Origin of the sequence: Glutamicibacter sp. M10, from assembly GCF_025452055.1 — a bacterium.
Taxonomy (GTDB): domain Bacteria; phylum Actinomycetota; class Actinomycetes; order Actinomycetales; family Micrococcaceae; genus Glutamicibacter.
The window spans coordinates 1910005-1922029 of record NZ_CP104918.1 but is presented as its reverse complement, the minus strand read 5'-3'; the positions used below and the strand labels follow the sequence as shown (position 1 = coordinate 1922029).

General features: G+C 54.7%; 8 protein-coding genes and 2 pseudogenes. 2 read left to right on the top strand and 8 right to left on the bottom strand.

The window, feature by feature from the left end:
* Positions 1-15: 15 nt before the first annotated feature.
* Complete coding sequence (glnA, locus tag N6V40_RS09400) at positions 16-1356, bottom strand: type I glutamate--ammonia ligase (protein ID WP_131088544.1); 1341 nt, start codon at positions 1354-1356, stop codon at positions 16-18.
* Between the two features lie 137 nt (positions 1357-1493).
* On the opposite strand from glnA, the gene panB reads away from it, so the two are divergent.
* A complete protein-coding gene (gene panB / locus N6V40_RS09395; RefSeq protein WP_131088545.1) occupies positions 1494-2330 on the top strand; it encodes a 3-methyl-2-oxobutanoate hydroxymethyltransferase in 837 nt (278 codons plus the stop codon).
* A gap of 123 nt (positions 2331-2453) precedes the next feature.
* On the opposite strand, the gene N6V40_RS09390 is transcribed toward panB, so the two are convergent.
* Positions 2454-2648: an SPOR domain-containing protein gene (locus N6V40_RS09390; RefSeq protein WP_131088546.1), complete on the bottom strand. Its 195-nt coding sequence runs from the start codon at positions 2646-2648 to the stop codon at positions 2454-2456.
* A gap of 134 nt (positions 2649-2782) precedes the next feature.
* Here N6V40_RS09390 and map point away from each other — a divergent pair.
* A pseudogene (gene map, locus N6V40_RS09385) lies at positions 2783-3657 on the top strand (type I methionyl aminopeptidase).
* Between the two features lie 80 nt (positions 3658-3737).
* Here the strand turns inward: map and nrdR are convergent.
* The 6 genes and pseudogenes from nrdR to N6V40_RS09355 all read right to left on the bottom strand — a co-directional run bounded on the left by nrdR (position 3738) and on the right by N6V40_RS09355 (position 11798).
* Entirely contained in the window at positions 3738-4226 is a 489-nt protein-coding gene (gene nrdR / locus N6V40_RS09380; RefSeq protein WP_131088548.1) for a transcriptional regulator NrdR, read from the bottom strand.
* 82 nt (positions 4227-4308) lie between these two features.
* The gene (gene hisD, locus N6V40_RS09375) at positions 4309-5661 is read right to left on the bottom strand and encodes a histidinol dehydrogenase (RefSeq protein ID WP_262197437.1); all 1353 of its coding nucleotides are present in this window, start codon (positions 5659-5661) and stop codon (positions 4309-4311) included.
* A 69-nt stretch (positions 5662-5730) separates the two neighbouring features.
* Positions 5731-9294 (bottom strand): DNA polymerase III subunit alpha, encoded by a 3564-nt coding sequence (gene dnaE, locus N6V40_RS09370; protein ID WP_262197436.1) that lies wholly within the window; start codon positions 9292-9294, stop codon positions 5731-5733.
* Between the two features lie 111 nt (positions 9295-9405).
* A pseudogene (locus N6V40_RS09365) lies at positions 9406-10313 on the bottom strand (RluA family pseudouridine synthase).
* Positions 10314-10345: 32 nt separating this feature from the next.
* The gene (gene lspA, locus N6V40_RS09360; protein WP_262197435.1) at positions 10346-10915 is read right to left on the bottom strand and encodes a signal peptidase II; all 570 of its coding nucleotides are present in this window, start codon (positions 10913-10915) and stop codon (positions 10346-10348) included.
* Between the two features lie 109 nt (positions 10916-11024).
* A complete protein-coding gene (locus N6V40_RS09355) occupies positions 11025-11798 on the bottom strand; it encodes a DivIVA domain-containing protein (RefSeq protein WP_262197434.1) in 774 nt (257 codons plus the stop codon).
* Between the last annotated feature and the right edge of the window lie 227 nt (positions 11799-12025).

The window sequence follows — 12025 nt, the reverse complement described above, 5'->3', positions numbered from 1 at the left end:
CACGCGGCGATTTCTCTAGAGGGTACTCAGATTCTTGGTGAGCTCAAACGGGGTGACTACCTGACGGTATTCTTCCCATTCAGCTTTTTTGTTAGAGATGAAGGAGTTGAAAACCTGCTCGCCGAGGATCTCGGCCATCAGCTCGGATTCCTCCATCACGCGCAGTGCTTCGTGCAAGCTACCTGGCAGCGGAACGTGCCCTGAGGCGCGACGTTCTGCGGTGGACAGGTTCCACACGTCATCTTCGGTTGGCTCCTCCAGCTCATAGCCGTCGCGGATACCCTTCAGACCTGCACCAAGCAGGCAAGCGTAGGCGAGGTATGGGTTGGCTGCCGAGTCAATGCCACGGTATTCAACGCGAGCGCTCTGACCCTTGCCTGGCTTGTACAGCGGAACGCGTAGCAGTGCCGAACGGTTGTTGTGACCCCACGAGCGGTGGCTCGGAGCTTCTCCCCCGCCCCACAGGCGCTTGTACGAGTTCACGTACTGGTTGGTCACCGCGGTCATCTCTGGTGCGTGGTGCAAAATACCCGCAATAAACGAGCGTGCTACGTCAGAGAGCTGGTATTCACGACCGGCTTCGAAGAAGGCATTGCTGTCTCCTTCAAAGAGCGAGAAGTGAGTGTGCATGCCGCTACCTGGATGTTCTGAGAACGGCTTCGGCATGAAGGTTGCGTGAATGCCCTTTTGCATCGCCATCTCTTTGATGACGGTACGGAAGGTCATGATGTTATCTGCAGTCTGCAATGCGTCCGCGTAACGAAGGTCGATTTCGTTCTGGCCTGGGCCGGTCTCGTGGTGCGAGAACTCTACGGAAATACCCAAAGCTTCAAGCGTCGTTACCGAAGCACGGCGGAAGTCCTGGCCAACGCCATCCGGCACGTGGTCAAAGTAGCCACCGGTGTCGATTGGCTGCGGACGCCCATTGGCGTCAAGCTGATCGTCCTTGAGGAGGTAAAACTCAATTTCAGGGTGCGTATAGCAGGTGAAGCCCATGTTGGACGCTTCGGTGAGCTGTCGCTTGAGAACCTGACGAGGATCCGCGTTGGACGGCTGACCTTCTGGGGTCAGGATGTCGCAGAACATTCGGGAAGTCGGTTCGACTTCACCGCGCCATGGCAAGATCTGGAAGGTTGATGGATCCGGCTGAAGCAACATGTCGGATTCTGAGATTCGTGACAGGCCGTCAATTGAAGAACCGTCGAAGCCCAGACCCTCTTCAAAGGCGTCTTCAACTTCAGCAGGCGCCAACGCAACGGATTTCAGTGAACCAACTACGTCGGTAAACCACATTCGCACAAATCGAACGTCACGTTCTTCAATGGTGCGCAGCACAAATTCCTGCTGACGATCCATTATCCACCACCTTTGGATTTCTGATATCCGGACCTGATCACGGCCGGTAAGAAAAATTGACCTGTGGCAACACTATATCGGTTCCGGCCGGGCCGATGGACAAGCATCGCCCAGTCCAAGTGCGATAAAGTCATTTTATGCCTCAACCATACCTAGGGAATCCTGATAAAGGCCCGTCCCGCATCCGAATTCATCACCTTCAGCAGGCAAAAGATCGCGGCGAAAAATTCGCGATGTTAACTGCCTATGACGTAATGATGGCCGAAATTTTTGATTCAGCAGGAATTGAGATCCTGCTGGTTGGCGATTCTGCAGCAAATACCGTGCTTGGCTACAGTTCAACGTTGCCGATCACGCTGGATGAAATGTTGGTGTTCACCAAGGCCGTTGCCAACGGCACCAAACGTGCCATGGTTGTCGCCGATCTGCCTTTCGGAAGTTACGAGCAATCCCCCGCACAGGCCGTCGAGTCCGCAGTGCGCCTTTTGAAAGAGGGCGGCGCCCACGCCGTGAAGATGGAGGGAACCGCGCAGTACGCTGCACATGTGAAAGCCATGGTCCTCGCTGGCGTTCCGGTCATCGGTCATATCGGTTTCACCCCGCAAGCAGAGCACGCATTGGGTGGTTACCGCGTACAAGGTCGCGGTGATGCTGTGGAACAGATGAAAACCGATGCATTGGCTTTCCAAGACGCTGGAGCTTTTGCCATCCTCATCGAAATGGTGCCAAGTGATGCGGCAGCGCAAGTTGATGCCGCGTTGCGCGTCCCGACCGTCGGCATTGGCGCCGGTTCAGCCACTACCGGACAGGTATTGGTGTGGCAGGACATGCTGGGCCTAGGTGAGCGACGCACTCCGCGCTTCGTCAAAAAGTATGCAGATCTTCGCAGCGTAGTTGGACAGGCTGTCAGCGAGTACCACCAGGACGTCCTGAACGGATCATTCCCGTCCGATGAATACGAATTCAAAGAGTAGTATCGCGGCCTAGAACTATCTATGCCTAGAACTAACTAAGGCGATGGCGGAACAGGTGATTACTCACTTGTTCCGCCACCGCCTTAGTTGTGCACGATCGCGGCATCCGTTAGGAGCGAACGACTACTGCTCGTCTTCCTCGGATTCGTCCCACGCTTCGTTGCGTGCCTGCACCTTGGTCATAGCAGCTTCGGCTTCGGCAGCAGTTTCGTAAGGGCCCAACAACTGCGACCAATCAGACTGTGGTCCCTTTTCCACGCTCTTGGTGGAAACGTTGTACCAGTATTGTCCTTCATCAGGGGTGCCAGCTGAACTCATCGCAAACTCCTTAATTCTAGGTTCGTACGTCCACTTACACGTTAGCCCACCAACCAGAAAATAGGTGGAACACCACCTACAAGTTGGCCAGAAACGCGCCAGGCTAAAACCTGCATGAAGCTAGAATTAGTTTCATGGCTACTGCTGCAACTGCACCAATTGGAAACTTGACCGCTGGCACCGTCTCCCCCGAGCTTCCGGTGCCCAAACACATCGAACGGCCTGAGTACGTTGGCAAAAAGAGCCTTCGGAGAACTCCGCTTCAGAAGTGAAGAGCCCCGAGGTTATCGAACGTATCCGTGTTGCTTCTCGAATTGCGGCTCAAGCTCTTGAAGAAGTTGGTAAGGCCTGCCAGCCCGGAATTACCACCGATGCGCTGGACCGACTCGGTCACGAGTTCCTCATGGACCACAACGCTTACCCATCCACCTTGGGTTACCGCGGCTTCCCCAAGTCCCTTTGCTCCTCACTGAACGAAGTCATCTGCCATGGCATCCCTGATACCACCGTGCTGCAAGATGGTGACATCATCAACATTGATATCACTGCGTACATTGGTGGAGTTCACGGCGATAACAACGCGACATTCCTCGTTGGTGACGTTGATGAAGAATCGCGTCTATTGGTAGAACGCACTGAAAATTCACTCAAGCGTGCCATCAAGGCTGTGATGCCAGGACGTGAAATCAACGTCATTGGCCGCAGTATCGAGACCTACGCCAAGCGGTTTGGCTACGGGGTTGTCAAAGACTTTACCGGCCACGGTGTGGGCGAATCCTTCCACTCCGGCCTGATCATCCCGCACTATGATGCGGCTCCTGCCTACAACACGTTGATTGAGCCGGGCATGGTCTTCACCATCGAGCCAATGTTGACCTTGGGCACCATTGACTGGGATATGTGGGCCGATGATTGGACTGTCACCACCAAGGACAAGAAGCGCACCGCGCAGTTTGAGCACACGCTGCTGGTGACCGACGACGGTGCAGAGATCCTAACCCTGCCGTAAGGTCTCTGTCTAAGAAAAAGCGAATGCCGGTATTCAAACCAAGGTTTGAATACCGGCATTCGCGTTAATAAGCGTTGAGTCTATTCTGCGGTCAATGGACGCTGAGTACCCTGAGGCGTAGTACTTCGTCGATCGCGCAGACGTCCAATGGCGCTTTCGAAGTCCGAGAGCGACTGGAAGTTGTGATAAACACTGGCAAAGCGCAGGTAAGCCACTTCGTCCAAACGCGAGAGCGGCTCCAAAATTGCAAGCCCAACCTGGTGCGCAGGAATTTCTGCCGCACCTGAGGTACGCACGGCCTCTTCCACTTCCTGTGCCAGAACGGCAAGGTCGTGGTCAGTAACTGGGCGCCCTTGGCAAGCCTTACGCACACCATTGATCACCTTGTTGCGGGAGAACGGTTCCACAGCACCTGACTGCTTAAGAACACTCAAGCTCGCGGTCTCGGTGGTGGTGAAGCGTCGAGAACACGCTGTGCACTGGCGACGGCGACGGATTGACACGCCGTCGTCAGCAACTCGGCTGTCGACCACGCGGGAATCTGCGTTACGGCAATACGGGCAATTCATGGCACCTCCGTCTTTGGCCAGTGAAGCATTCTCGATTACGCGGGCGACGAGAATCCACTCATGTCACATACAAGTTTAGCGCCTAATGAGCGTTTCGTACTGCTACCGCGTCACCGTGCGCTGGTAGGTCCTCCGCGTTGGCCAGATTGATCACGTGGGCAGCGACATCGCTCAGCGCGGCCTCGCTGTAATTAATGACCTGAATAGCTTTTAAGAAGGTATTCACGTTCAGTCCCGATGCGTGGACAGCGGTGCCGTTGGTAGGCAGTACGTGATTCGAACCGGCGCAGTAGTCCCCCAAAGACACTGGCGCGTAGGAACCGACAAATACGGCGCCGGCCGCGGTAATGCGCGCTGCCGTGGCTTGCGGATCCTGCACCATGATTTCGAGGTGTTCGGCCGCGTAAGCGTTGGCAACTTCAATGCCCTGTTCCAAATCCTTGATCAGGATAATGGCGGACTGGGTTCCCGACAGTGCCTCACGGACTCGCTGCGAGTGCTTGGTGTTCGCTACCTGGCCTACTAGTTCACCACGAACTGCACTGGCCAACTTTTCGGAATCAGTAATCAATACTGCTGCCGCGTTAGCGTCGTGTTCAGCCTGCGAGATCATGTCGGCAGCAACAAACTTTGCACTGGCGGTGTCATCAGCCAAGATCGCAATTTCCGTAGGACCAGCCTCGGCGTCGATACCCACAACACCCTTAACCAGTCGCTTTGCGGTAGCGACAAAAACGTTGCCCGGACCGGAAATCACGTCAACAGGTTCGATACCACCGCGTTGATCATTTTCAACCTCCACACCATAGGCGAAAGCCGCAACAGCTTGGGCACCACCCATTGCGTGAACCTCATCAATGCCCAGCAACTTAGCTGCAGCCAAGATGGTTGGGTGTGGCAAGCCACCAAATTCTTTTTGTGGTGGGCTGGCCAAAGCTAGTGAACTAACCCCTGCGGCCTGCGCCGGCACGGTATTCATAATGACTGACGATGGGTACACCGCAAGACCACCAGGTACGTAGAGTCCTACACGACGTACAGCAACCCAGCGTTGGGTGACGGTGGCACCATTTGAGTAACCGACCTCGGTATCCTGCGGGCGCTGGGCAGCAGCAAAGACGCGTGCGCGAGCGATGGATTCTTCCAGTGCTTCACGAACCAGAGGATCCAGTTCTGCAAGAGCTCGATCCAGCTCATGCTGTGGCACGCGGGTGTGTTCCAGTTCCACATGATCAAAGCGCTTGGCAAGCTCCTTGAGCGTTTCCATGCCACGAGCTCGAACGTCATCGATGATGCCTTGAACCGCAACGGTTGCCGTCTGCGTGTTCATTTCGGGGCGTGGAAGGTGTGCCTTGAGCTGCGCATAGCTCAGGGTTTCATTGCGCCAGTCGATAGTGGCGAGGTCTGAAAATTCGGTGTCTTCAATAGTGCTCACACATCAAGCTTAACGCCGATGACCGGGCGAGGTTTTATTGATTACCTCACCCGGTCACTAAAACTGTGCTTACACGTCCAAACAATGCGGGCCGAGCAGCACCTTGAGGTCCCCAAACAGGGCTGGATTCGGATTAACTCGGAAGTTCATTCCCAGTCGCATCAATGAGGTACCGCGGCTACCGGTGAGCTTAACGCGCACTTCGGTATTGCCACTATGGGTGCGAAGTACATCGCCCAGTCGTTGCACCAGTGATTCAGTAGCCTTGTGCGTTGGAATGCCAATGACCACTGGACCGCCGTTGGCGTCCTCGGAAATTTCCGGGATCATCATCTCTTGTGCGTTGAGCGTGATTGATCCATCATCGCGTCGCTGGACGCGTCCCTTGATGACCACGAGCAGGTCATCGGCCAGGATCTCGGCAATCGGCTGGTAGGCCTGCCCGAAGAACATCACTTCCATCGAGCCCGAAAGATCTTCGATTTCACAGCGCGCGTACGGGTTGCCACTCTTCTTGGCAATTCGACGCTGCAATCCGGAAATCATGCCCGCGATGGAAATGATGTGCCCATCTTGAGGTCCATCATCAGAAAGTACGTGGGTGACAGGCATATCCGCATATTGGTCAAGCGCTGAGCCCAAACCCTGCAACGGGTGATCAGATACGTATAGTCCGAGCATGTCACGCTCGTAGGCGAGCTTTTCCTTCTTGTCCCAGTCCGGCAGGTCTGGGATGGCAACATTCATCGATTCTGAAGCTTCGTCAGAACCCAACGCACTGAAGAGGTCAAATTGGTTGGCTGCTTCGTTGCGCTTCACCTGAATCACCGAGTCGACGGCTTCTTCGTGGATCGCTACCAGGGCTCGGCGCGGATGCTTCAGCGAGTCAAAGGCACCGGCTTTGATCAGTGATTCAATGGTTCGCTTGTTGCAAACTACTGCTGGAACCTTGCTCAGGAAGTCACTGAAGTCGTTGTAGTTTCCCTTTTCTTTACGGGCCTCGACGATGCCGGCCACGGCGTTGGTACCAACGTTTCGAATAGCGCCCATACCAAAGCGGATGTCCTTACCCACTGGGGTAAAGTTCAGCGCCGATTCGTTAACATCCGGTGGCAAAACGGTGATGCCGATGTGGCGACATTCGTTCAGGTACAGCGCAAGCTTGTCTTTGTCGTCACCAACCGAGGTCAGCAGCGCCGCCATGTATTCGGCAGGGTAATGCGCTTTGAGGTATGCGGTCCAGTAGGAAACCACACCATAGGCGGCCGAGTGGGCTTTGTTGAAGGCGTAGTCCGAGAATGGAAGCAGAATATCCCACAGCGTCTTCACCGCAGCGTCGGAATACCCGTTGTCGTTCATACCCTGTTTGAAGCCTGCAAACTGCTTATCCAGTTCAGACTTCTTCTTTTTACCCATGGCACGGCGCAAAATATCTGCCTGACCCAGGGAGTACCCGGCCAGCTTCTGCGCGATCGCCATAACCTGCTCTTGGTAAACGATCAGGCCATAGGTTCCACCGAGGATATCGGCCAGTGGCTCTTCAAGCTCAGGGTGGATCGGGGTAACTTCCTGCAGACCCGTTTTGCGCAAGGCATAGTTGGTGTGCGAGTTAGCACCCATGGGGCCTGGACGGTAAAGCGCGATAACTGCGGAGATGTCTTCAAAGTTATCCGGGCGCATCATTTTCAGCAGCGAGCGCATCGGACCGCCATCAAGCTGGAACACGCCTAGCGTGTCACCGCGAGCTAGCAGGTTATAAGCCTCGACATCTTCAATGCCCAGGGTTTCCAGATCGATTTCGTCGCCGGTGTTGTACCGGACGTTTTCCAAAGCATCGGAAATGATAGTGAGGTTACGCAGACCCAAGAAGTCCATCTTGATCAGGCCTAGGCCTTCACAGGTTGGGTAATCGAACTGCGTGATGACCTGTCCGTCTTGGATACGGCGCATAATTGGGACCACATCAATGATGGGATCAGAACTCATGATGACGCCGGCCGCGTGCACGCCCCATTGTCGCTTTAGACCTTCAAGGCCCTTGGCAGTTTCAAAGACGCGGGCAGCTTCCGGGTCATTAGCGACCAGGTTACGGAAATCCCCAGCTTCGGAATAACGCTTAGCTTCGGGGTTTTCAATATCGTTCAGGGCAATATCCTTGGCCATCACCGCTGGCGGTAGGGCCTTGGTTAGGGTTTCACCCATGCTGAAGGGATAGCCCAGCACACGCGAGGAATCTTTCAGTGCCTGTTTGGTCTTGATCGAACCATAGGTAACGATCATGGATACACGTTCATCGCCATACTTCTCGGTCACGTACTTGATGACCTCAGAACGGCGGCGATCATCGAAGTCGACGTCGAAGTCGGGCATGGAAACACGTTCAGGGTTCAAGAAACGCTCAAAGATCAAACCGTGAACCAGCGGGTCCAAGTCGGTAATACGCATAGCGTAAGCAACCATCGAACCTGCACCAGAACCACGTCCTGGACCAACGCGAATTCCGTTGCTCTTGGACCAGTTGATGAAGTCCGCAACAACCAGGAAGTAACCCGGGAAACCCATCTTGATGATGACATCAAGCTCGTAGTCCGCCTGCTTGCGTGAAGCTTCGGGAATTCCGTCCGGGTACCGGTAGTGAAGTCCCTTGTCGACTTCCTTGATCAGCCAGCTGGTTTCATCCTCGCCTGGCGGGCAAGGGAACTTTGGCATGTAGTTGGCGTTGGTATCAAAGTCGACTTCAACGCGGTCTGCGATAGCTAGGGTGTTGTCACAGGCTTCAGGGAATTCCTTGAAGAGTTCGCGCATTTCTCGCGCGCTCTTGAGGTAGTAACCGGTGCCGGAGAACGCAAAGCGGCTACCTCCCTGGTCATAGGTTGGCTCATCAAGGGTCGAGCCCGAGTTGATGGCCAGCAAGGCTTCGTGAGCCTTCGCGTCTTCTTCATGGGTGTAGTGCAGGTCGTTGGTGGCAACGAGCGGAATGTCCAGTTCTTTGGCAAGACGAAGCAAGTCCTTGGTAATGCGCCGCTCGATTTCCAGCCCGTGGTCCATGATCTCGCAGAAGTAGTTCTCTTTACCAAAAAGATCTTGCAGCTCAGCAGCTGCAGCTTTGGCTGCGTCGTACTGGCCCAGACGCAATTTGGTTTGCACTTCACCCGAAGGGCAACCGGTGGTGGCGATAATGCCTTCGTGGTGTTCGTTGAGAAGCTCTCGATCCCAGCGTGGGTATTTACCAAATACGGAGTCTAGCGATGCCCGCGATGAACCTTTAAAGAGGTTGTTCATGCCTACGTTGTTATAGGACAGGAGCGTCATGTGGTTATACAGACCACCACCGGAAACGTCGTCGCCTTTTTGCGACTCGTCGGTACGCCACTTCACACGGGTTTTATCGTTACGGGCAGTGCCCGGAGTGACATACGCTTCGACGCCAATGATGGGCTTGACCCCAGCGCCGGTGGCTTGCCTCCAGAAGTCGAAGGCCCCGAAGAGATAGCCGTGATCCGTAATCGCCAGGGACTCCATGCCTTGACGATTAGCCTCAGCAAAAAGTTCGCCGAGTCGGGCAGCACCGTCCAGCATGGAATATTCGGTGTGGGTATGAAGATGAACAAATCCGTCGCGTGTAGCACTCACCCAAACAGTCTAACGACTCTTCGGGACCCTTTGGGTCACCACAGCCCACCCGGTGGCTGTGGTTATCCCGACAGGTTGCCTCTGGCACGGCGAGGTGTTATGCGATCTGCTTTAGTAGTCGCCTTCGCGTAGCAACTCAAGAGCACCGTCAAGGTCTGTTGGGTAGTCACTTTCGTATTCAACCCACTGCCCAGACACGGGGTGACTGAAGCCCAATCGCTTGGCATGTAGCCACTGACGAGTCAAGCCCAGAGCTGCCCCGAGCTTGGGATCTGCACCGTAGGTTTGGTCTCCGGCGCAGGGGTGTCCAAAGGCGGAGAAGTGCACACGGATCTGGTGTGTTCGACCGGTCTCCAAATGAACTTCAACCAGTGAAGCACGACTAAAAGCTTCCATGACCTTGTAGTGGGTCACCGATTGGCGTCCGCCTTCAAGGACGGCGAACTTCCAGTCATGCCCTGGGTGGCGTCCGATGGGTGCATCAATGGTGCCCTCCAGCGGATCAGGTAACCCTTGGACGACAGCGTGATAGATCTTTTTGGGGTGCGTTCCTTGAAAGCTCGTTTCAGGGCGGTATAGGCACGCTCCGACTTTGCGACCACCATCAGTCCGCTAGTTCCAACGTCCAGACGGTGAACGATCCCCTGACGCTCTGCTGCACCCGAGGTAGAAATGTTGTAGCCCTCCGCCATGAGAGCGCCCACCACAGTGGGGCCAACCCACCCAGGAGAAGGATGGGCTGCTACGCCGACCGGCTTGTCGATGACTACATAGTCATCGTCATCAGCGATGATCTTCAGCTCTTCCACTTTCTCAACCTTAATTTCTAATGGATCACGTTGTGGCGGGATGGTCACATATAGCTGGTCACCGGCTTTAAGCTTCACAGCTTTTGAAACCGTGCGGCCATTCACTTGTATCTGTGAGTCCTTGCAAAGGCTTAGAGCAAGCGTTCGAGGAATCTGAAGGCTACGTGCCAAGTAGGCATCTAGCCGTGCCCCTACGTCGTCCGGGTCCACAAGTAGTTCGTACGTTGTCGTCTCTGAGGAAATCAAGGCTTAGCCTCCGTTTCATCCAACCCGTGGTCCTCGTCTGCTGGCGAATCTCCGATGGTTCCATCAAGGTTTCGACCGCGAATGAGCATATAAGCGACGGCGATCATCGAACAGACGATAAAGGAGTCGGCAACATTGAAGATTGCGAAGTGATTCACGGAGAACATGTCTACTACGTGACCAAATCCAAAGGCTGGGTCGCGGAAAATGCGGTCCCCTAGATTCCCTAGGACTCCGCCAAGCAAAGCGCCCAGTGCGATCGCCCAGCTGCGTACTAGTACTTTGCGGCTGAGCAGGTAAATGACGAAGACCGCTACTGCTGCTTGGAGTATGGCAAAGATGATGGTGAAGTTTTCTCCGATGGAGAATGCTGCACCAGGGTTCAAAATATAGTGAATGCTCAAGAAGCCTGGAATGACTTCAAATGATTCACCAAGATGCATGTTCTGCTCCACCGCGATCTTCACGACTTGGTCCAGTACCAAGGCGATCAGGGCAATAACTAGGCCCAGGCCCAGAAACTTTTTGGGTGACAGGGATTTTTTCCCCGATTGAACTGCGTCCACAGTAATACCTATTGATTCCTCTTAAACGTCAACGGTGGTGCCCGGATATTATCCGTGCACCACCGTTGATCTTACTAGATAGCTAGATCAGGTTTTGACCTGTCAGCGACTAGTTCGACTTGGTTGCGTCTGCATCGATCGAACCCTGGGACTCAAGGTCACGCAGCTGTCCTTCGATGTAGGTCTTCAGGCGAGCACGGTAATCGCGCTCGAATCCACGAAGCTGCTCAAGCTTACGTTCGAGAACCGACTTCTGCTGTTCCAGAGCCGACAAGGTCTTGCGGCTCTTTTCCTCTGCAGAGGTAACCAGCGTGTTCGCCTCGGTCTTTGCGTCCGAGATGATCTTGTCGCGCTGCTCAACACCGGAGGCAACGTACTCATCGTGCAAGCGCTGAGCCATCGACAGCACGTTGGCTGCCGACTCTGCGGATTCGCTACGAGGAGCGGCTGCTGGAGTTGCAGCGGCAGCTGATGCAGTCGAAGCAGCAGGTGCTGGAGCGGCAGCAACAGCAGGTGCTGCGGCTGGCTTCTCTGCAACCGCAGGCTTTGCTTCAGCCTTCTTCTCTTCAACAACCGGCTTTGCAGCTGGAGTTGCAGCCTTAGCTGGCTCTGCTGGCTTAGTTTCGGTCTTCTTCTCCTCAGCAGGCTTTGCTGCTGGAGCTGCCGAAACTGGTGCAGGAACGGTCTGTTCCTTCGATACCGAACCGGCATCTTCACCAAGCTCAGCAAGTCGGCTGCGGAGAGTTTCGTTCTCACCGGTCAGGCGACGCAGCTCCACTACGATCTCGTCGAGGAAGTCATCTACCTCGTCTTGGTCATAGCCTTCACGGAACTTGGTCGGCTGAAACCGCTTATTGACTACGTCTTCTGGCGTTAAAGCCATTGGGTCACCTCAATACTGGGATCATTTCCGCACGACCATGTCTTGCCTTGCGAAACACTTACCTTTGTTGTCAGTGTCGCGACCGGTGAAGTCGGAGCACTATTTCCTAAAGGATATAACGATTTGGACACTAAATACGAAATCAAGCTTACGCTCGTGTCTCATATTCTTTGAATCTACAGGGTTTGAACTCACAGAACAATCCCTGTTCTAGACGAAAACCGCCT

Bases quoted from the DNA above. Each gene is read 5' to 3' on its own strand.
- nrdR (WP_131088548.1), bottom strand. From the start codon at position 4,226: ATGAATTGCCCGTATTGCCGTAACGCAGATTCCCGCGTGGTCGACAGC.
- N6V40_RS09390 (WP_131088546.1), bottom strand. From the start codon at position 2,648: ATGAGTTCAGCTGGCACCCCTGATGAAGGACAATACTGGTACAACGTT.
- glnA (WP_131088544.1), bottom strand. From the start codon at position 1,356: ATGGATCGTCAGCAGGAATTTGTGCTGCGCACCATTGAAGAACGTGAC.
- panB (WP_131088545.1), top strand. From the start codon at position 1,494: ATGCCTCAACCATACCTAGGGAATCCTGATAAAGGCCCGTCCCGCATC.
- N6V40_RS09355 (WP_262197434.1), bottom strand. From the start codon at position 11,798: ATGGCTTTAACGCCAGAAGACGTAGTCAATAAGCGGTTTCAGCCGACC.